Raw genomic sequence first — 18,262 nt, forward strand, 5'->3', positions numbered from 1 at the left:
AGGCGACGCTTTGAATGGGGACGTGCGATGAGTGTGCTGGACCTGTTTGACTTGCGCGGCAAGAGGGCTCTGGTGACCGGGGGGTCCAGCGGCATCGGCAAGGAGGTGGCGCTGGCCTACGTTCAGGCCGGCGCCGAAGTGGCCATCGCGGCAAGGCATTCCGACGTCTTGGACGAGGTCGCGGCAGAGCTCACCGCGGGGGGCGGCCGGGTCGTGCCCATCGGTTGCGACGTGACGCAACCCGAGCAGGTCGACGCCATGCTGGACCGGGCGACCGCGGAGTTGGGTGGCATTGACATTGCGGTCTGCAACGCCGGAATCGTCACGGATACCCCGATGCTTCAGATGCCGCTGGAAGAATTTCAGCGCATCCAGGACACCAATGTGACCGGCGTCTTCCTCACCGCCCAGGCGGCGGCCCGGGCGATGGTGCGGCAAGGGCAGGGCGGGTCCATCATCACCACCGCGTCGATGTCGGGCCACATCATCAACATCCCGCAGCACGTCGGCCACTACTGCGCCTCCAAGGCCGCGGTCATTCACCTGACCAAGGCAATGGCCGTCGAGTTCGCGCCGCACAACATCCGGGTCAACAGCGTCAGCCCGGGCTACATCCTCACCGAGCTTGTCGAACCGCTCGCGCACTACCACGCGCAGTGGGAACCGAAGATCCCGATGGGCCGTTTGGGCCGGCCCGAAGAACTCACCGGCCTCTACCTGTACCTGGCCAGCGCGGCGTCCAGCTACATGACCGGTTCGGACGTCGTGATCGACGGCGGCTACGCCTGCCCCTGACCTACCCCTGACCGAGAGGTCAGCCGACGACGAACGGGCGACCGAACCGGGTCCGCACACCCGGCGAAAAGAGCGGGCGCAGGCGCTCGCCGGCGGGGCGCACCGCGCTGGCGCCGAGCAGGTCGTCGCTGAGCTCGACGATCTCCGCGCTGCGAAACGGCCACGGTTCATGCACGTTCGGCACCCACCAGGTCCGGCCGGCCTTGCGGGTGTGTGCCCCCCAGCGGGCGGTAAGCCAGATCTCGACCGGTGTCGGCTCGACCGGGTCTCCGACGACGACCGTCAGCCGGCTGCGCAGGCCGCGCCGCGGCCAGCGTCGCACGCTGTCGTACGCGATGTGTTCACCACGCCGCGTCACCCGCATCCGCGACCAGACGTAGGGCACGCCGAGGGCCATCCGGATCACCGGCACGACGGCCAGCCGGGACGTCTCCAGCGACCGGAACAACACGCCGTGCCGGCCGGCGTCATCGATCGAATACAGCCGGACGTTGGTCTCCGCGAAGCCGCCGAAATACGGCACCGGGAACGCGGTGCCGACCTTGGTCCTGGTCAACATGAACGGGATCAGGCCGACGTAGGTCATCCCGTCGGCGAACACATCCGGCCGGGTGCCGGGCGGGTAGAAGCGTTCGACGCTCTCGGGCCGCACCGGCCAATGGAGGAAGGTCAGGTCGTCCCAGCGCTGCTCGAACGTGACCGGGCCGGAAAGCGGGGGCGGGTTGACGGGGAAACCCACGAGGCCTGTTTGCGCGTCCGGCAGGTCGGGTATGGCGGCCATTCGCACATCGTTGCATGAGCCGCGTTTGCGGCCTATCCCTCCAACTGCCCGGAGATCCCGCGCTCGATGCTGGCCTGCGTCGTGGACGGCAACACGAGGAGGCCGTCGAGTTCTTTGCGGGCCCGGTCGAAGGCCTGCTGGCGTTCCTGCGGCGCGGCGGCGGGGTCCGACGCCACCCGCAACAGGCTCTGGGCGCGCGCGATCCGCTGTTGGGCTTCCCGGGAGAAGTCGCCGCGGCGTTTGCGCATCGCCTCGGCCTCGGCGACGTTGAACGCGGTCACGTAGTCCTCGACCGCGGTTTGATAGAGCTTCGCCGCCTCCCGGTCATCGAGCAGGTCTTCGGCCTTGACGGGGCGCAGGAAGTCCGCCCGCAGCTTGGCTTTGTGGAAGCCGACCGTGAGCGGGTCCCGCATGTCGGTCATCAAAGGAAAGTCGAGGAGCTTGGCCACGTCGAGTTCGTAATCCAGCCATCGGGCGTCGGTGCGGCCGTGCTCATCGATGACGCGGCGCAGCGAACGCCATTGCGCCGCTTGACTATTCACACTGCGGTCGGTCGGCGGGCTCGCGGGCTCGGCCGGTCGATCGAGTTCGGGGCGCGCTTCGGTGCGGCGCCTATTGGCGCCGAACGCCCGCACCGCGGCGATGACCATGCCCGTCAGCGGCAGGATCACGATCAACAGCTCCGCCAGGCGGATCAGCAAACCCACACCGCCAGGATGCCATCTAACGCACGCCCAGTGTGCCGCTGAGGTATTCGGCGCGGCAGGCCCGACGGGCCAGCTTCCCGCTGGTGGTGCGCGGGATGGCGCCGGCCGGCAGGAAGCGCACATCGGCGACCGCCACACCGTGCCGGCGCGAGACCGCGTTCTCGATCGCCTCGATGGCCGGTTGCGGATCGGTGCGGCTGGTGCCGGCGGCGCGTTCGGCGATCACGACGAGGCGTTCTTCGCCGTTCGCGGGTACGGCGAACGCGGCGACGTATCCGCGGCGCACCATCGGCGAGGCTTCCGCGACGGTGGCCTCGATGTCTTGCGGGTAGTGGTTGCGCCCCGCGATGGTGATCAGGTCCGCGATGCGCCCCGTCACGTAGATCTCCCCGTCGAGGTAGACCGCCAGATCCCCGGTCCGCAGCCAGGTTCGCCCGGCCGCCGAGCCCTCGGCGTGGCTGCCCTCGGCCAGCCGCGACTGCAGCTTGGCGCCGAAGGCGAGCTGGGTTTCCTCGGGCAGGCCCCAGTAGCCGCGACCGACGTTGTCGCCCTGCAACCAGACCTCGCCGACCTCACCGTCGGGCAACTCGGATCCGCTGTCGGGGTCGACGATCACCGCCCACAGGCTGCGGGCGACCCGGCCGCAGGACACCTGCGCCACGGCGTTGGGCGCGTCCGCGTCGACGCGCACCGCGTGACAGGCGCTCAGTTGTTCGCGGTCGAGATATACGACGGATGCCTCGGCGGAAGCGTCGATGGTGGCGATGAGCAGGGTCGCCTCCGCGATGCCGTAGGAGGGCTTGAAGGCGGTGCGCGGCAACCCATACGGAGCGAAGGCCTTGTTGAACGTGCGGATCGCGTCGATGCTGACCGGTTCGGAACCGATGATCATCACCACGTTGCGCAGGTCGACGTCGTCACCGGGCGCGGGCAAGCCCCGCTGCGCGGTCCACTCGTAGGCGAAGTTCGGCGCGGCGGTCACCACCCGGCCCTGCTTCGACCCGGCGGACAGCGCGTGGATCCAGCGCAGCGGCCTGCGGACAAAGGCGGTGGGCGCCATCAGGGTCGAGTGCCCGCCGTACACCGCGGGAAAGCCGATCATCGACAGGCCCATGTCGTGGTAGAGCGGTAACCAGCTGACGCCGTGGGTGTTTCGGTCCAGCAGGTCGATCGAGAGGATCATCTGCACCAGGTTGGTGCCGACCGCGCGGTGGGTGATCTCCACTCCGACCGGCGGCCGCGTCGCGCCCGAGGTGTACTGCAGATGCGACACGCGGTCGATGTCCAGCTCGACGGGGACGAACAGCTCCCCCGCCGAGTCGGGGACCGCATCGATGACGATCAGCTGCGGCGTGCGCAGGTCCGGCAGGCTTTCCAGAAAGTGCTCGACCGCCTCTTTCGCCGCCACCGTCGTGAGGACCGCGGCGGGTTGGGAGTCGCGAAGCGCGGTCTGCAGCCGCTCGGCGTGGCCCGGCAGCTCGGGCGCGAACAGCGGGACCGCGATGGCGCCCGCCTTGATCGCGGCGTAGAAGCCGGCGACGTAGTCGATGCCCTGCGGCGCCAGGACCGCCACCCGGTCGCCCTCGGCCGCGAACTTCTGCACCTCCGCGGCGATGGCCCGCAACCGGACTCCCAGTTGGGTCCACGTCACCTCCGAGACCTGGCCTTCGGAGCGGGCGTAGTCCAGGTAGCGATACGCCACGGCGTCACCGACATTGGCGATGTTGCGATCGATGAGAGAGATCAGGGTGGTGCCCGGCGGCAACGCGACGCCGCCGTCGGCGTCCAGGCAGTCCTCTATCAGCAGCAGGCCTTTTGGAGCCGCGGCTTCGTGGCGGGTACCGCAATCCATGAGCGCAGTCTAGGGGCCCGGCGGGGCGGCCCCGGGCTGCCGGGTCGGCCCGCGGCGGGCGCCCGCGCGGCGGCCGGGCGAACCTCCCCCGCGCTTATCGGCGGCTCGCTCGACGGCCGAACAGGGCGAGTAGCTGGTCACTTGGCGTCGCGGTCGTGGGCGACTCCAGCGGCGCGGCGAACACCCCGCCGGCCAGTCCGGCCTCGGCCAGGGGTGGCGAAACGCACAACAGCGCCGAGGCGACATCCGACGGAATGGTTCGATCGGTTCGGCACGCCTGGGCGATGTCCCACGCGTGCAACACCATCTCGATCGCCCCAACGTGGACAACGGTTTTGGCGGGAACGGAGCGGCCATAGATTTCACACCATTGGCCCGTGGTGGGTTCCGTGTTCGACACGAGGAGCAAGTCGACGATCGCGACCCGCAACGCGGCGACGGGATCGTTGGGATCGCCGCCGCCCGCCGCCCGCCGGGACGCTGGGCCGCGCGCCGCCAGCACGTCGGCGACATCCGTCAGCGAGCTGCGCACATGGCCCAGCAGCCGGCGCAGGTCCCAGTCCGTGCAGGGCGTCGGCGCCGAGAGGTCGGCCTCGCGAACCAAGAGGAGGTTGCCGAACAGGTACCGGGTCGCCTCGGCCAGCACGCGGAGTTCGTCGGTGTCGGACACGGTCCGGGCCCTCAGCCCGGGAACGTCTCGGGCAACCCGAACTTGGCGACCAGCGTGGCGTCGTTGAAGGCGACGATGCGGGAGATGCGGCCGGCGGCCAGCGACAGCACGTCCAGGCCGTGAGCCTGGAAGGAACCGTCCGCCGCGCGCCGGTACATGGCGAACGCCGGGGCACCGTTGGCGCGGGTGTAGGCCAGCCGCCATTGATCCGGCTTATGCAGCACCACCCGGGCAATGAATCCGCGCACCGCCTCCCGCCCCGTGAACCACGTTGGGATGGGCGGCATTTCGAGTTCGACGTCAGCGCGCAGCAGTTCCGCCAGTTGGTCGACGTCGGCGTGTTCGAAGGCGGCCATGTAGCGGTCGAGCACGCCGCGCAGTTCCGGTTCGGCGGGCTCACCAAGCTCGTCGAGCGTCGGGCCGGCCTCGGCCAGTCGCGTCCGGGCGCGTTGCAACGCGCTGTTCACCGCCGGCGTCGAGGTCTCCAATATCTCGGCGACTTCACCTGCCTGCCAACCCAATACGTCGCGCAGCACCAGAACCGCGCGCTGCAACGACGACAAGTGTTGCAGCGCAGCGACGAACGCCAAGCGGACGCTGCTGCGCACCGCCACCACCACCGCGGGATCGTCGGTGGCGCCGTACAGCAGGCTGTCGGGGGCGGGTTGCAACCACGGGATCTCGGATTGCGCCGGGGCCAGCGCGGCCGTCGGGCTGTCGGCCGGGGCGCTGAGCCCGGAGGGCAGCGGACGCCGCTTGCGCGTCTGCAACGCATTCAGGTACGTGTTCGTCGCGATCTTGTACAGCCACAACCGCACCGAGGAGCGGCCCTCGAACTTCTCGTAGGCCTGCCACGCGCGAAGGTAGGTGTCCTGAACCAGATCCTCGCATTCGTCGACGGATCCGAGCATGCGATAGCAGTACGCCCGCAACTCGGATCGGTACCGCTCGGCGACGTGGGCGAAATCGTCGACGCTGACGTCCGGCATGGCCCAAAGCCTTTCACGACCCGCTGCGCGACGGCCGGGGATCGCTGGGACTCCGCTCGCCCGGCTCGGGGTCCTCCCACCATTGCGCCGGCTGATCGCCGTACGCGTCGTGCCAGTTCCACCACGCATACGCGGGACCTTGCGGGTAGCCTTCTGGGGAATCCTCCCAATCCTCTTGGCGCCCAAGCGCGGTCATGTCCAGGTAGCTCCAGGTGGTACCCAGCGCCTCGTCGCCGCGGTTGTTGATGAAGTACGTGCGGAACACCCGTTCGCCGTCGCGGATGAACGCGTTGGTGCCGTGCCACTCGTCGACCCCGAAGTCGCGGTCGAAGTCGTCCGTGATGGTGTACCACGGCATCCGCCACCCCATCCGGTCCTTCACCCGCTCGATGTCGGCCTGGCCGGCGCGCGAGGCGAACACCAGGGTGGTGCTGCGCGCGTTGAGATGCGCCAGGTTGCCGACGTGATCGGCGATCATGGAGCAGCCGCGGCAGGCGTGGTCGGGCCAGCCGTCCACCCCCGGCTCGAGGAACGCCCGGTAGACGACCAGTTGACGCCGGCCGCCGAACAGGTCCAGCAGGCTCACCCTGCCGTCGGGCGCGTCGAACTGGTAGGGCTTGTCCACCTCAAGCCACGGCATCCGGCGGCGCTGGGCCGCCAGCGCGTCGCGGGCCCGGACAAGCTCCTTCTCCTTGACGAGCAGCCGCTGGCGCGCGGCCTCCCATTCCTGCGCCGACACGATCGGGGGCGTTTGCATGTTCATCTGCAGCCTTTCGGTTGTGGTGGAAGGTCTTTCAGGCAATCTTCTGCAGGCCCGCGCCGGTCAGCAGGTAGCCCGCGGCGACGGCGTCCGTGTCGGCCTGCGCCAGCTCGACGACGGCCGCTCCGGCCACCTGCGGGTTGACCAGTTCGCCGAGCTGCTTGACGTATTCCTCCTCGGATCGGCCCTCGCGGGCCGCGTACGCCCGCACGGCGGGGCGGCCGAGTTCGGTCAGCGGGGTGATGCGGGGCATCAGGGCGGTGAAGCTGATGCCGAGTTCGGCGCGGTTCGCCTCGTCCTGGGCGTAGCCGGTGATGAAACGCTGGGTGGCCTTGGCGCCGGCGTACCCGCCGCTGAGCGGGGATCCGGCCAGGGCGGCACCGCTGCTGAAAACCACCACCCTGCTGCCGGGGCTCAGCGGCTTGAGCAGCGCCTCGCGCAGCCAGTGGAAGGCGATGCGCACGTCGGTGTTCCAGTTGGCCGAGAACGTTTCCCAGGTGTGGTGTTGCAGCGGGCGAGGCAACGGGCTTGCCCCGGCCACCAGCACCAAAACCTGCGGGTCGTACCGATCCAGCAGGGTACCCGGCACCGATGGGTCGGCCGCGTCGGCGACCACCGCTTCGATGCCGCCGGCGCCGTCGGTCGGCTGGGGAAACGTCGTCGCGGTGCGGGACACGGCGACCACCGAGGCGCCGGCTTCGGCCACGGCCGTTGCGATGCCGCGGCCCAGGCCCCGGCTGGCGCCCACGATGAGTGCGGTCTGGCCGGATAGGTTGTTCATCTTGTCCTCCTGGTGATGGTGTTATGCGGGGGTTGCCGTCGCAAGCAGCTGGGCGTATTGACGCTCGAGCTCCTTGGCCGGGGTGCTGTCCCAGCCCGCGGCGATGGATTGGGAGATCGGGTCGGGGAAGATGTCCTGTTCGCCGCGCTGCAGCGCGTCGAAGACGGCCGCCGCGACCGACTGCGGGGTGGCTTTCGGGATGTCGAGCTCGCGGCTCATATCGGTGTCGACGGGGCCGGTGAAAACCGCGAAAACCCGCACGCCCTGGGGCGCCAGGACGGCGCGCAGCGATTGGGTGAGGTTGAGCGCGGCCGCCTTGGAGACCGAGTACGCCGGAATGATCGGCAGCGGCGCCAGCGCGTTGACCGACAGGTTGTTGATCACCGCTCCCCCGGAACGAATCAGCGCCGGGAGGAACGCCCGCGTCACCGCATGGGTGCCGAACAGGTTCACGGACAGGTGGCGTTCGAGCACCGCGGGATCGCTCAGGTCGTCGTAGAGCGCGATGCCGGCGTTGTTGATCAGCACGTCAAGCGATTCCGCCGCGGCGGCGGCCGCGCGGATCTGTGCCGCGTCGGTCACGTCGAGCGCGACGGGGACCACCCGCTCGTCGGGAAACGAGGAACCGTCTCGCGTGCCCGCGTACACCCGGCCGGCACCTCGGCGCAGGGCTTCCTCTACGAAAGCCCGACCGATGCCGCGGTTGGCACCCGTGACCAAGACCGTTTTGTCCGCGAGTGTGTCCTCTGCCAAACCCATGACAAGCCCCTCTCCAGCGAAAAGCCCCCGCACGGGGTGCGGGGGCGTCGATGTTGTGTCGGTGTAACTACAGGTATAGACAGGTTCCGTCGCCGAAACTCATCGCAAAGTCGGATCCCAATTTCCGCGCCCGCCGCGCCGCGGGCCGGCGACTTCTGGCAACCTCGGTTGTCATCGCGGTCGGGTGCCGCTTAATTCACCCGGCCGCAACAAAATTGGGGTTGCCTTGGGCGGGGATTTCGGGAACGGGGAGTTAGGGGCGACAGATGACCACAACAGAGCATCGAGCAACGGAACGACGCGGGTTGATCCAGCGGCTGACCGAGGTGTGCGTCCGCTACGTCGAGCGCATCATGCCCGACCCCTACTTGTTCGCGGTCATCCTCACGCTCATCGTCGTGGCGCTGGTGGCGCTGCTCGTCCGGGGTGCGTCGGCCTCCGGCATCCTCAAGGCGTGGTACGGCGGGGTGTGGGGACCGCAGAACATCTTCACCTTCGCGTTCCAGATGGTGCTCGTGCTGGTGACGGGTTACACGCTGGCCGAGGCGCCCGCCCTCAAGCGCGCCATCGTCCGGCTCGCGAGCAAGCCGAAGAACCAGGTCCAGGGGGCGCTGTTGTGTTTCGGGGTCAGCACCGTCTTCTCCCTGCTGAACTGGGGACTCGGTTTGGTGGCGGGCGCCCTGGTGGCGCGTCAGGTCGCAAAACGCCTGCGGGGGGCGCATTTCGGCTACCTGATCGCGACCGGGTTCATGGGCTACATCGTCTGGACGCAGGGCCTGTCGTCATCGATCGCGCTCGCGAACACCGACACGACCAGCCCGATCAACGTGATCCACAAGATCGCCGGGATCACCGTGCCGTTGACGCTGACGGTTTTCCAGCCCTACAACTTGATCGCCGTCATCACCATGGTCGCCCTGCTCGCCGTCGCGATCTGGCGCATGGAGCCCCGACACGGTCTCGAACCCGACCCGGCGGTCTTCGACGAGGAGCCGGAGCCACCCGCGCCCGACGGCAAGCGGACGTTTGCCGAGTGGTTGGAAAACCTGTGGATCCTCAACGTCATCGTGTTCGTCGCGGGCATCACTTACTTCGTGCTGAGCGGCTTCGCGCTGAACATCTCGTCGATGATCATGCTGTTCACCATCACCAGCGCCCTGCTGCACCGGACGCCGATTCGCTTCATCCGGGCGTTTTCGGGCGCGGCGAAGGTGTCCGGCCCGCTGCTGCTGCAGTATCCCCTGTACGGCGGGATCGTCGGTCTGTTGGGTTATCTGCCCACCGGGTCGGGCAAGGCGCTGCAGACGGTGCTGGCCGAGGCGCTGGTGCGGGGCGCCGATCAGTACACGCTGCCGTTCCTGACGTTCGTCGGGTCGGTCATCATCTCGTTGTTCGTGCCGTCCGGCGGCGGCCACTGGGCGGTGCAGGGACCCATCGCCGTCGACTCGGCGCTCGCCATCGGCCAGCACTCGCCGGCCTACCTCGGGCTAACCTCGATGTCGGTCGCGGTCGGTGAGGGGGTGGCGAACATGATTCAGCCGTTCTGGCTGCTGCCCGTGCTCGCCATTGCGAAGCTCAACGTCCGCCAGGTGATGGGTTTTACAGTGATCGCCTTCCTGATCGGTTTCGCGGTCGCCAGCGCCATGGTCCTCATTGCGCCGTATGTCATCTGACGCGCCCGCTTCGGTGCAGGGCTCCCCCACCACGCGCGTCGACGCCGCGTATCGGCGCATCGCCGAAGTCGACCGGCCGGAAATCTGGATCACACTGCGCGCGCCGGACGACGTACTGGCCGACGCCCGCGCCGTCGAAGGTCGGCTCGGCGCGGGAGAGCGCCTGCCCCTGGCGGGGCGGGTGGTCGCCGTCAAGGACAACATCGATGTGGCAGGTCTGCCGACCACCGCCGGCTGCCCCGAATTCGCTTACCGGCCCGCGAGCACGGCGGCCGCGGTGGAGCGGCTCCGCGGCGCCGGGGCCGTCGTGCTCGGCAAGACGAACCTCGACCAATTCGGCACCGGGTTGGTCGGCACCCGCAGTCCCTATGGCGCCGTGCGCAATTCGCGCCATCCCCACCTGGTCGCCGGCGGCTCCAGTTCCGGGTCCGCCGTGGCGGTCGCGCTGGGCATCGCCGACATCGGTATCGGCACCGACACCGCGGGTTCGGTCCGGGTCCCGGCCGCGCTCAACGGGATCGTCGGCATCAAACCCACGCTCGGCATCGTCCCCACCCACGGGGTCGTTCCGGCCTGCCCGAGCTTCGACGCCGTCTCGGTGCTCGCGGCGGACCTCGCCCTCGCGGCCGCCGCGGCGCGGGTGATGGCCGGGCCCGACTCCCGCGACGCCCGCAGCCGCACCTGGCCGGCCGACGTCCGCCTGGCCGCACCCGGCGTACCGCGGGTGGCGGTCCCGGCGGCCGCGAACCTCACGGCGCTCAGCGACGCGTACCGAGACGCGTTCGAGCGCAGCGTGGTTCGCGCTTCCGACGCGGGGCTGAGCATCGAACCGGTCGACGTCTCGGTTCTGCTGGCGGCGGCCCTGCTGCTGTATGACGGCGCGTTCGTCGCCGAAAGATACGCCGCGGTCGGCGAATTCCTCGACACGGCGCCCGCGGGCGCGGACCCGCATGTGGCGGCGATCATCACCGCGGGGCGCGCAATCACCGGCGCCGCATTCGCCGCGGACTCCGACGCGCTGGCCCGCGCGCGGGTCGCCGCCGCCGACCTCCTCGCCGGCTTCGATGCGCTGCTGCTCCCGACGACGACCGAACACCCCGCGTTGGCCGATGTCGCAGCCGATCCGTTCTCGATCAACCGGCGCATGGGCACCTACACCAATTTCTGCAACCTGCTCGACATGGCCGCGGTCGCCGTTCCCGGTGTGGCGACGGCCGGCGGTGGCCCGTTCGGCGTGATGATCGTGGTGCCCGCGTTCCATGACCAAATCGCAGTCGACATCGCCGCCCGCCTCAGCGGAGCGCCACCCCCGCCACTGGTCGAAAGTGGCCGCGAGGTAGCGCTATTCGGCTTTGAATCCCTGCGCCGGCGACTCGAACTCCTGGGCGCCCGCCACGAGGGTCGGGTCACCGCAAAGCCCGGACCGGGAGCGCCGTCGGATGGCGAGCTGTTTCGTGTCTCGGAAGCCGGGCTGGGGCGGCTGCTGGCGGACCTTCCCGCGCCCGCGACGCTGACCACGGTCGAACTCGACGACGGCCGCACGGTCACCGGGCTCACCGAAAAGGGCTGACCGGCGGCTACATCCACAGTTTGGCCAACGAGTCGGCCAGGGTTTCGGGGTCCTGCTTGTCGGTGTTGCAGGTGATGGCCAGGGACGTGTTTCGGTCCTTGCTCACGCGGAATGCCGTGACGAACCCGCCCCATGCGCCGTCGTGATCGAGCGTGCCGTTGGCCATCAAATAGATGCCGGCCCCGTACCGATCGGCGCCGCCCGGTTCGGTCGGCACCGCGCCGGCCAGTTGCGCATCGAGGAGCGCGGGGCCACCCACCCGGCCGGTTCGGTAATTGTCGGCCCACCCGACCAATTGGCTTGGCGTCGTTTGGATTCCGCCGTCACCGACCTGCTCCCAACCAGATTCGGTCGCCCGGTAACCGCTGCTGCTGTTCTCGTATGGAACGGCTTTGTCAGGAATCTTGCCGGTGGGGTCCAGAACCATGGCCAGCCCGAGCGGGCGGAAGATTTGTTCGGTGAGGAACTGCGGCAGCGGTTGCCGCGCGACCCGGCGGACGATCTCGCCGAGCAGCAGGTAATTGGAGTTGGAGTACTCGAATTGGGAGCCGGGCTGAAATTCCAGCTTGGGCACGCCGGCCAGGGCCTGCAGGGCCTGGTCCTCGGTGGTGCGGTCGGCGAGCTGATATCCCTGTGCCTCGAGAAGCCCGACGTACTCGGGGATTCCGCTGGTCTGGTGCATCAGCTGCGCAAGGGTGACGGTGGCCGCCCACGTCGGCAGCTCGGGCAGGTAGCGGAAGAGCGGGTCGTCGAGGGCCAGCTTGCCTTCGGCGACGAGCAGGAGCAGCCCGGTGGCGGTGAACTGCTTGGATACCGAGGCGATGTCGAACACCGTCTGTGCGGTGATGGCCTGGCCGCTCGACATGTCGGCGACACCGCGAACGCCCGTCCACACCACCTTTCCCTTGACGCCGACCGCTGCCGAGCATCCCGGCACGGCGGCCTTGATCGCGTCGTCCAGCACGCTCTGGCTGCGAGCGGCCGCGTCGGCGTGATCGGTTGCCGACGTGGTGGTGCTGGGCCCCGGGCCGCGTCCGCCGCCGCAGGCGCCGACCAACAGCAAGACCGCGAGACACGCGAACCGCCGAGCCATACCGTGAATAATCGCGCTCGGCGCGAGGCCCCGCAGAGAAACGACGCTTCGGGGTGGTGTTCGAGGTGGCGGAGGTATGGTACGCGGCAGTGCCATCCGGGTCACTCAGCGATCTTCAGGGAGTCGGGATGTCGGGTCGTAAGTTCTCGTTCGAGATCAACCGGACCAGCAGCGCGCCTGCGGCCACGTTGTTCCGGCTGGTGGTCGACGGCGCCAACTGGTCGAAGTGGGCCAAGCCGGTCGTCCTTCAGTCGAGTTGGGCACGCCAGGGCGATCCGGCGACGCCGGGCGGCATCGGAGCGATTCGCAAGGTGGGCATGTGGCCCTTGCTCGTGCAGGAGGAAACCGTCGCCTACGAGCAGGATCACCGCCATGCCTACAAGCTGGTCGGACCGCCGAGCCCCGCCAAGGACTACTCGGGCGAGGTGGTATTCACGCCGAATCCGGCGGGCGGCACCGACATTCGCTGGACCGGTGCGTTCGTCGAGGGAGTCCCCGGGACGGGACCGGTGATGCGGGCGGCGCTCGGCGGCGCCGTCCGGTTTTTTTCGGGCCGGCTGGTGAAGGCGGCCGAACGCGAATCATCCGGCGGATCGTAGCGATTACCTTGGTGCGCAACGGGTTTCGAGACGCGTAACGGTTTAGGGGTCGTTGGCCTGTTGCTCGGTCGTCTGCGCCTGCTGCATGTCCTGTAAGAACTGCTGCTGGGCCGCTTCGTTTTGTTGCTCGGCCTGCTGCATCGACTGTTGCATCTGCTGCTGCGCAAGCTGGTCCTGCAGCTGCGCCTGCTGCTGTTGCTGCAGCTGGGCCTGCTGCTGAGCCCAATCGTCGTCGTCGGCGGCGAAGCCCCCGAAGGGGCCGCCGGCGGGAGCCGATAGTGCCACATCGGTCAGGCGCACGGGTCCAATTGCGGCGTGTGTGGTGTCGGGGCGCGCGGCGTCGAACAGCGCGAGCATCGCCAGGGCCGCGGCGCCGGCCAAAACCAGCCGCAGCATTCGCGGTCGCCGGCGCCGATCTGGAGCTGTGGTTGTCATCCCTCAGGTATCCGCCCTGTCGCTAGCCGCAGGCTGGGAAGGGGCTATTGCCCGGATATGAGGTCCACGCGGACACCGACCGATAAAGGGCCGCCGCTAGCTGCCTTTCTCGCTTTCATATTTCTTGGTCATGTGCTCGACGGCCTGCAGCTGAGACTGCGCGAGGCCCTCGCGAACCTGCCCGGCGCGCGCGGCGGCGTCCAGGGTCGGCTGGGCCTGACCCTGGAAGTGCGGGATCACCTCGGCGGCAAACAGCTCGGCGGACCGCTTGGTGGCGGCGGGATTGGCCCACTCGTGGCCCATCTGCAGGAAGCAGCCGAACCCGCCGGATTGGTCCCAGAGCCGCTGCACCTGGGCCCGCGCCCGCTCGGGCGTGCCGATCACCCCGGCCCCGCTCTCGTTGATGATGTCGATCATCTCGTCGAGCTGCTCCCCCGGCATGGTCATCTGCGGGAAGGCCGCGACCTTCTGGAAGTAGTTGAACCACGACTCGATGCCGAATTTCACGTCGGCGCGGGCCTGCTCGTCCGTCTCGGCGATGTGCATCGGCCCGACCAGGCTCCAGTCCTTGCGGTCGACCTGCGTCCCGAAGGCCGCGGCGCGCTCCTCCACGATGCCCCAGTGATAGGACAGCGCATCGAAGCCCTCAACGATCAGCGTCGCCCCGATGGACAACAGCCCAATGCCGTGCTTGCCGGCCAGCCGCGCGCCGGTCGGCGAGGCGACCGCGGCGACCGCCAGCGGGATCCCGCCGTCCGAGTAGGGGGCCAGCTGCAACTTGGCGTCAAAGAGCTGATGCGTGGCGGTTTTCGCGCTCACGGTCTCCCCCGCCAGCAGCCGCACGACGATGTCGAGGTTGGTTTCCAAGAGCTCGCGCGTGTCGGTGGGGTTGAGCCCGATCATCGCGGAATCCGTCGGCAATGAGCCGGGTCCCATCCCGCCGATGATGCGCCCATGCGTGAGGTGATCGAGCAACATCAACCGGTCGGCGACCCAAAGCGGGTTGTGATAGGCGAGCGAAATGACCCCGGTGCCAAAGCGAATGCGCTTGGCGCGTTCGGCGGCCGCGGCGATGAAGACTTCCGGGGAGCTGATGATTTCGCTGCCCGCCGAATGATGTTCGCCGATCCACGCCTCGTCGAAGCCGACGGCGTCGAGGTGTTCGACGAACTCCAGGTCGCGCTGCAGGGCCAGCGTCGGGTTCGTGCCGGCCCGGTGGAACGGGGCGATGAAATATCCAAACCTGAGCTTGGCCATTGGAGTCCCCTTGCGGTCGAGTTGCGGAGAACCATAACTCAAGCCGCCCAAGGTTAGGTCAAAAGGGCGGACCCCAGATATTGCTCAGCCGGCGGGGCCAGATTCACATGACCCCACCGGCTTGGGAGCAAGTCTTCGCCGTAACCGGCGTGTCAGTAGCCGCCGCAGACGTTGCCGACGCAACCGCCTCCGCCGCCCGGTCCACCGCCGCCGCCACCGACACCGGGGATGCTGCCGCCCCCGCCGCCGGGACCGCCGCCGCCGGTCGGGCCGCCGGGGACCCCGCCACCGCCGCCGCCGGGACCGCCGCCGCCGGTCGGGCCGCCGGGGACCCCGCCGCCTCCGCCGCCCGGACCGCCGCCGCCAGTCGGGCCACCCGGTTCCGTCGTCGGGGCGGGCGCCACGCTGGTCGTAGTTGTAGTGGTGGTCGACGGCGTCGTGCTGCTGCTGCTCGGCCCCTTATTGCCGCCGCCACATCCGACTGCCAACACGAGCATTGCCGCGCCGCCGAAAAGCGCTACGGCGTTCCTAGCTCCTGATCTCATCGCCAATCCCCACTCTCCACTCGCGCCGCTGTAGCTGCGGTCCACTTCTCCGTACCCGGGCGTGCGGGTGCACAAACGGGTTGGAGCGCTAACGGTGGGGAACTTGGTCTGCCTAGCAGTCGAGGCCGGAAACGCACGCGGTGAGAGTGGCGATGTGCACGCCGCTGCCGCCCGCGTTAGCCGTCGCGCCCGGGTGGGTCCCGGTCGCGCTGGGCGACGGGTGCGCCGGCGACGACGCAGTGGCCACCGGGCTAACGCCGCCGAATCCGATTGTCGCAGCGAGGACGGCCGTGCCGCCGAGCACCGCGATTGCCTTCTTAACCTGTGCCTTCATGGGTCCGTCCCTTCCTCGCAGGATCGCTTGCTAGGACCAATCATACGCATGTGCAACTATTGCCACAAGGAAGAGTTTCTAACGCGTACAACGCGGCACGGGGGCACCCGGGTAACAGGCATCAGGCGGAGCCGGCCGCGCGGGCGGGCCGCCGCGCGGGTCGAATGGGCGCGCGACGAGATGAGCCCGGCGAGGGCCGCGGCGAGATCAGCAAACAGTTAGCGACGTCACCCGTCGCGGGTGCCTAGTCTTCCTTGGTGATCAGCCTGCGCAGCGCCACGCGGTCGGGCTTCAGCAGCTCCTCGATGCGTGGGTGGTTCACCTCGGCGACGATGATCTCGCCCACCTCCTGATTGACTTCGCTGAAGATGCCGTGCGACTTCATCTTTGAGGTCTGATACAGGTTGTCTTCGGTGGGCGTCACGTAGTACACCGCGTCGGCCTTGAAGCGGTGCACCAGCCAGAGGTGGATGAGGGTCATCAGGCGCTTTTGGCGAAGCTTCTCGGCGAACGTGTTCTGATCGCGCACCGTGAGGATGCTGCGGCCGTGGCGATCCTTGATGGGATCGAAGACGACGTTGGCAAGCTGCTCGTCGCCGTTGCCGTGGATCCCCAGCACCAGCACGTCCGAGCCGGCGCGGCGTGGCCGCAGCTGCACGCGGAGCTTTTCCCCGAGGTGGTAGTGCTCGCTCCACAACGCCAGCCATTCCTCGAGCAGCTTCTTCGGCACCTCGGTCTGCACGAGGTGCTGGTGCTGGGTCGAGCCCTTGCCCATCGCCTTGGTGGTCGCGGTGCGTCCCGAGGACGCGGCCAGGGCGGCGTCGCTGCGCGGCCCGCCCACCAGGGTTTGCGGTGTGCGGTACGGCGACTCGACGAGGCGCATCTTGCGCTGCAAGCGCGCCAGCGCAAGCATGCCGTCCTGCCTCAGGGCGGTGGCGAACTCCTCGGCGGCGACACCGTCGATCTGGTGCCCGCCGTAGGTGATGAAGTTGAAGACGAAGCCCATCTTCCCGAGCTCGACGGGGAATTGCTTCATCTCCTCGTCGGTCATTCCGGTGGTGTCCCAGTTGAACGACGGCGAGAGGTTGTACGCCAGCATCTGGTCGGGGAACTTGGCGTGGATGGCGTCGGCGAACTGTCGCGCGTCGGCGAGGTCCGCTGTCTTGGTTTCCATCCAGAGGATGTCGGCGAACGGCGCCGCGGCAAGCGACTTCGCGATCGCATACGGAATGCCGCCGCGGATCTGGTAATAGCCCTCCGGCGTCTTTGCCAGCTCGCAGTCCCATGGCGAGTCGGCGCCCAATTCCTTGGCCTTCTCCTTGGCCTCGTAGAGCGACGCGTGCTCGGCGAACTGGCGCCATTCCTCGGGGCGCATGCTCTTGGGCTCCTCCTCCTCGCTCTCCCCGAACGCGAGGACCTCCGCCACGGCTTCGGCGTAGGTCATCAGCCCAGCGTCGTCCTCCCAGGCGGCGACGAACCGCGACTCGACCTGGTCGAAGAGGTCGTCGATCGATTGCTTGCCGTTCTCCCGCCAGGTGTTGACGGCGTCGGAGATCACGCCCTGAATGCCTTGGCGCTCAAGCCACGCGGTGGCGTTGGCGTACTCGGCGTCGGACATGGCGTAGAGGAGGTGGCCGTTGAGTTCCTTGACTCCCAGCTCGTAGAAGCGCCGAACCAGCGCCAGGAAACACGCCTTGTAGGACGGAATCTTCAGGTTGGTGGCACCGAGCAGGAACGGCTGGTCGCGCTCGTCGGCGCGGCTGTCGATCAGGTTGGCCGCCTCGGCGTCGGTGCGCGCGACGATGATGCCGGGCACCCGCATCACGTCGAGCTGGAAGCGGGCGGCGTTGAGGCGCTTGATCTGTTCGTCTGACGGCACCAGGACCTTGCCGCCCTGATGGCCGCACTTCTTGGTGCCCGGGCGCTGGTCCTCGATGTGGTAGCCGGGCACGCCGACCTCCACGAAGCGTCGGATCAGGTTGCGCACGTGCGGGTCACCGCCGTGACCGGTGTCGGCGTCGGCGATGATGAACGGCCGGTAGTCGTACTCCGGTGTCGTGGCCCGCTGCTGTTCGCTCATGTTCCGGCGCATGTACTGCTGATTGCGGTCGGCGGTGAGGAGCGCGCGCACCAGCACGGCCGCGTCGTCGGGCACCTGGCTCAGCGGGTAGCTGGCGAGGTCGGGTCCCGGGTCTTCGGTGGTGGAGCCCTTGGCCGAGGTCGCCCAGCCGCCGAGGTAGATCCCCTCGATGCCCATCCGCTTCATGCTGACCGCCTGGCCCGGCGAATACGGGCCGAACGTCGTGATGCTCTTCTTCGCCGCGAAGAGTTCGCGCAGCCGGTCGTAAAACGCCGCGGCCGCTTCCCGCGCCACGGTGTAGTCGGTCGGAATCGTTCCGCGCTGCTCCGCGACTTGGCGGGCCGTGTAGAGGCGGGTGATCCGGGCAAAGCGCGAACTCTCGAAGTACCGCTGCGTAGCCTCGACGTCCTGCTCGAACGGCGTGCGGACCTCGGTGTCCGTTTCGATGATGGCCATGGGGTTTCGCTCCTCTTCAGCAGACTCCGCTGATCGTGAGTTTATCCCCGGACATGGCGGTTGAATCAGGGGTCGATAGTCCCGAGCCGCAACTGTGGCCATGCCGTACTCCGCGCGGGTGATACC

18 protein-coding genes are annotated in these 18,262 nt (G+C 68.5%); 4 read left to right on the forward strand and 14 right to left on the reverse strand.

Translation table 11 applies throughout. The features are described from left to right. Positions 1-27: 27 nt before the first annotated feature. Positions 28-795: an SDR family oxidoreductase gene (locus AC5Y4S_RS23955; protein WP_500035092.1), complete on the forward strand. Its 768-nt coding sequence runs from the start codon at positions 28-30 to the stop codon at positions 793-795. A gap of 19 nt (positions 796-814) precedes the next feature. Here the strand turns inward: AC5Y4S_RS23955 and AC5Y4S_RS23960 are convergent, their stop codons facing one another. The 8 genes from AC5Y4S_RS23960 to AC5Y4S_RS23995 all read right to left on the reverse strand — a co-directional run bounded on the left by AC5Y4S_RS23960 (position 815) and on the right by AC5Y4S_RS23995 (position 8,094). Continuing rightward, positions 815-1,576 carry a YqjF family protein gene (locus tag AC5Y4S_RS23960; protein ID WP_500035093.1) on the reverse strand — a complete coding sequence of 254 codons (762 nt, stop codon included), beginning with the start codon at positions 1,574-1,576 and terminating at the stop codon, positions 815-817. A gap of 32 nt (positions 1,577-1,608) precedes the next feature. Next, complete coding sequence (locus tag AC5Y4S_RS23965) at positions 1,609-2,283, reverse strand: hypothetical protein (protein WP_500035094.1); 675 nt, start codon at positions 2,281-2,283, stop codon at positions 1,609-1,611. Between the two features lie 16 nt (positions 2,284-2,299). Beyond that, entirely contained in the window at positions 2,300-4,135 is a 1,836-nt protein-coding gene (locus tag AC5Y4S_RS23970) for a fatty acyl-AMP ligase (protein ID WP_500035095.1), read from the reverse strand. Positions 4,136-4,229: 94 nt separating this feature from the next. Next, positions 4,230-4,805, reverse strand: a complete 576-nt coding sequence (locus AC5Y4S_RS23975; RefSeq protein ID WP_500035096.1) for a TIGR03086 family metal-binding protein — start codon at positions 4,803-4,805, stop codon at positions 4,230-4,232. Between the two features lie 11 nt (positions 4,806-4,816). After that, positions 4,817-5,794 carry a sigma-70 family RNA polymerase sigma factor gene (locus AC5Y4S_RS23980; protein WP_500035097.1) on the reverse strand — a complete coding sequence of 326 codons (978 nt, stop codon included), beginning with the start codon at positions 5,792-5,794 and terminating at the stop codon, positions 4,817-4,819. A gap of 13 nt (positions 5,795-5,807) precedes the next feature. Continuing rightward, positions 5,808-6,551, reverse strand: a complete 744-nt coding sequence (locus tag AC5Y4S_RS23985) for a DUF899 domain-containing protein (protein WP_500035184.1) — start codon at positions 6,549-6,551, stop codon at positions 5,808-5,810. Positions 6,552-6,588: 37 nt separating this feature from the next. After that, the gene (locus AC5Y4S_RS23990; protein ID WP_500035098.1) at positions 6,589-7,335 is read right to left on the reverse strand and encodes an SDR family NAD(P)-dependent oxidoreductase; all 747 of its coding nucleotides are present in this window, start codon (positions 7,333-7,335) and stop codon (positions 6,589-6,591) included. 21 nt (positions 7,336-7,356) lie between these two features. After that, the gene (locus AC5Y4S_RS23995; RefSeq protein WP_500035099.1) at positions 7,357-8,094 is read right to left on the reverse strand and encodes an SDR family NAD(P)-dependent oxidoreductase; all 738 of its coding nucleotides are present in this window, start codon (positions 8,092-8,094) and stop codon (positions 7,357-7,359) included. 266 nt (positions 8,095-8,360) lie between these two features. Here AC5Y4S_RS23995 and AC5Y4S_RS24000 point away from each other — a divergent pair, with 266 nt between their 5' ends. Both AC5Y4S_RS24000 and AC5Y4S_RS24005 read left to right on the forward strand, forming a co-directional pair. Further along, complete coding sequence (locus tag AC5Y4S_RS24000) at positions 8,361-9,767, forward strand: TIGR00366 family protein (protein WP_500035100.1); 1,407 nt, start codon at positions 8,361-8,363, stop codon at positions 9,765-9,767. Then, entirely contained in the window at positions 9,757-11,337 is a 1,581-nt protein-coding gene (locus AC5Y4S_RS24005; RefSeq protein ID WP_500035101.1) for an allophanate hydrolase, read from the forward strand. Before AC5Y4S_RS24000 ends, AC5Y4S_RS24005 begins: the two co-directional genes overlap by 11 nt. A gap of 7 nt (positions 11,338-11,344) precedes the next feature. Here AC5Y4S_RS24005 and AC5Y4S_RS24010 read toward each other — a convergent pair whose 3' ends face one another. Next, a complete protein-coding gene (locus AC5Y4S_RS24010) occupies positions 11,345-12,430 on the reverse strand; it encodes a serine hydrolase domain-containing protein (RefSeq protein ID WP_500035102.1) in 1,086 nt (361 codons plus the stop codon). A 128-nt stretch (positions 12,431-12,558) separates the two neighbouring features. Here AC5Y4S_RS24010 and AC5Y4S_RS24015 point away from each other — a divergent pair, with 128 nt between their 5' ends. After that, complete coding sequence (locus AC5Y4S_RS24015) at positions 12,559-13,029, forward strand: SRPBCC family protein (RefSeq protein ID WP_500035103.1); 471 nt, start codon at positions 12,559-12,561, stop codon at positions 13,027-13,029. A 42-nt stretch (positions 13,030-13,071) separates the two neighbouring features. Here the strand turns inward: AC5Y4S_RS24015 and AC5Y4S_RS24020 are convergent, their stop codons facing one another. The 5 genes from AC5Y4S_RS24020 to aceA form a co-directional block, all read right to left on the reverse strand. After that, a complete protein-coding gene (locus AC5Y4S_RS24020; RefSeq protein WP_500035104.1) occupies positions 13,072-13,464 on the reverse strand; it encodes a hypothetical protein in 393 nt (130 codons plus the stop codon). A gap of 96 nt (positions 13,465-13,560) precedes the next feature. Then, positions 13,561-14,721 (reverse strand): LLM class flavin-dependent oxidoreductase, encoded by a 1,161-nt coding sequence (locus AC5Y4S_RS24025; protein WP_500035105.1) that lies wholly within the window; start codon positions 14,719-14,721, stop codon positions 13,561-13,563. A gap of 152 nt (positions 14,722-14,873) precedes the next feature. Continuing rightward, the gene (locus AC5Y4S_RS24030; protein ID WP_500035106.1) at positions 14,874-15,266 is read right to left on the reverse strand and encodes a hypothetical protein; all 393 of its coding nucleotides are present in this window, start codon (positions 15,264-15,266) and stop codon (positions 14,874-14,876) included. A 112-nt stretch (positions 15,267-15,378) separates the two neighbouring features. Continuing rightward, entirely contained in the window at positions 15,379-15,600 is a 222-nt protein-coding gene (locus AC5Y4S_RS24035; RefSeq protein ID WP_500035107.1) for a hypothetical protein, read from the reverse strand. A 244-nt stretch (positions 15,601-15,844) separates the two neighbouring features. After that, positions 15,845-18,136: an isocitrate lyase ICL2 gene (gene aceA, locus AC5Y4S_RS24040; protein WP_500035108.1), complete on the reverse strand. Its 2,292-nt coding sequence runs from the start codon at positions 18,134-18,136 to the stop codon at positions 15,845-15,847. Between the last annotated feature and the right edge of the window lie 126 nt (positions 18,137-18,262).

The organism is Mycobacterium sp. NGS64 (assembly GCF_059812245.1).

Excerpts from the sequence above, each read along its gene's own strand:
- AC5Y4S_RS23980 (WP_500035097.1), bottom strand. The coding sequence starts at position 5,794 with ATGCCGGACGTCAGCGTCGACGATTTCGCCCACGTCGCCGAGCGGTAC.
- AC5Y4S_RS23995 (WP_500035099.1), bottom strand. The coding sequence starts at position 8,094 with ATGGGTTTGGCAGAGGACACACTCGCGGACAAAACGGTCTTGGTCACG.
- AC5Y4S_RS24020 (WP_500035104.1), bottom strand. The coding sequence starts at position 13,464 with ATGACAACCACAGCTCCAGATCGGCGCCGGCGACCGCGAATGCTGCGG.
- AC5Y4S_RS24035 (WP_500035107.1), bottom strand. The coding sequence starts at position 15,600 with ATGAAGGCACAGGTTAAGAAGGCAATCGCGGTGCTCGGCGGCACGGCC.
- AC5Y4S_RS23990 (WP_500035098.1), bottom strand. The coding sequence starts at position 7,335 with ATGAACAACCTATCCGGCCAGACCGCACTCATCGTGGGCGCCAGCCGG.
- AC5Y4S_RS23970 (WP_500035095.1), bottom strand. The coding sequence starts at position 4,135 with ATGGATTGCGGTACCCGCCACGAAGCCGCGGCTCCAAAAGGCCTGCTG.
- AC5Y4S_RS24025 (WP_500035105.1), bottom strand. The coding sequence starts at position 14,721 with ATGGCCAAGCTCAGGTTTGGATATTTCATCGCCCCGTTCCACCGGGCC.
- AC5Y4S_RS23955 (WP_500035092.1), top strand. The coding sequence starts at position 28 with ATGAGTGTGCTGGACCTGTTTGACTTGCGCGGCAAGAGGGCTCTGGTG.
- aceA (WP_500035108.1), bottom strand. The coding sequence starts at position 18,136 with ATGGCCATCATCGAAACGGACACCGAGGTCCGCACGCCGTTCGAGCAG.
- AC5Y4S_RS24030 (WP_500035106.1), bottom strand. The coding sequence starts at position 15,266 with ATGAGATCAGGAGCTAGGAACGCCGTAGCGCTTTTCGGCGGCGCGGCA.
- AC5Y4S_RS24010 (WP_500035102.1), bottom strand. The coding sequence starts at position 12,430 with ATGGCTCGGCGGTTCGCGTGTCTCGCGGTCTTGCTGTTGGTCGGCGCC.
- AC5Y4S_RS24000 (WP_500035100.1), top strand. The coding sequence starts at position 8,361 with ATGACCACAACAGAGCATCGAGCAACGGAACGACGCGGGTTGATCCAG.
- AC5Y4S_RS23960 (WP_500035093.1), bottom strand. The coding sequence starts at position 1,576 with ATGGCCGCCATACCCGACCTGCCGGACGCGCAAACAGGCCTCGTGGGT.
- AC5Y4S_RS23985 (WP_500035184.1), bottom strand. The coding sequence starts at position 6,551 with ATGCAAACGCCCCCGATCGTGTCGGCGCAGGAATGGGAGGCCGCGCGC.
- AC5Y4S_RS24015 (WP_500035103.1), top strand. The coding sequence starts at position 12,559 with ATGTCGGGTCGTAAGTTCTCGTTCGAGATCAACCGGACCAGCAGCGCG.
- AC5Y4S_RS24005 (WP_500035101.1), top strand. The coding sequence starts at position 9,757 with ATGTCATCTGACGCGCCCGCTTCGGTGCAGGGCTCCCCCACCACGCGC.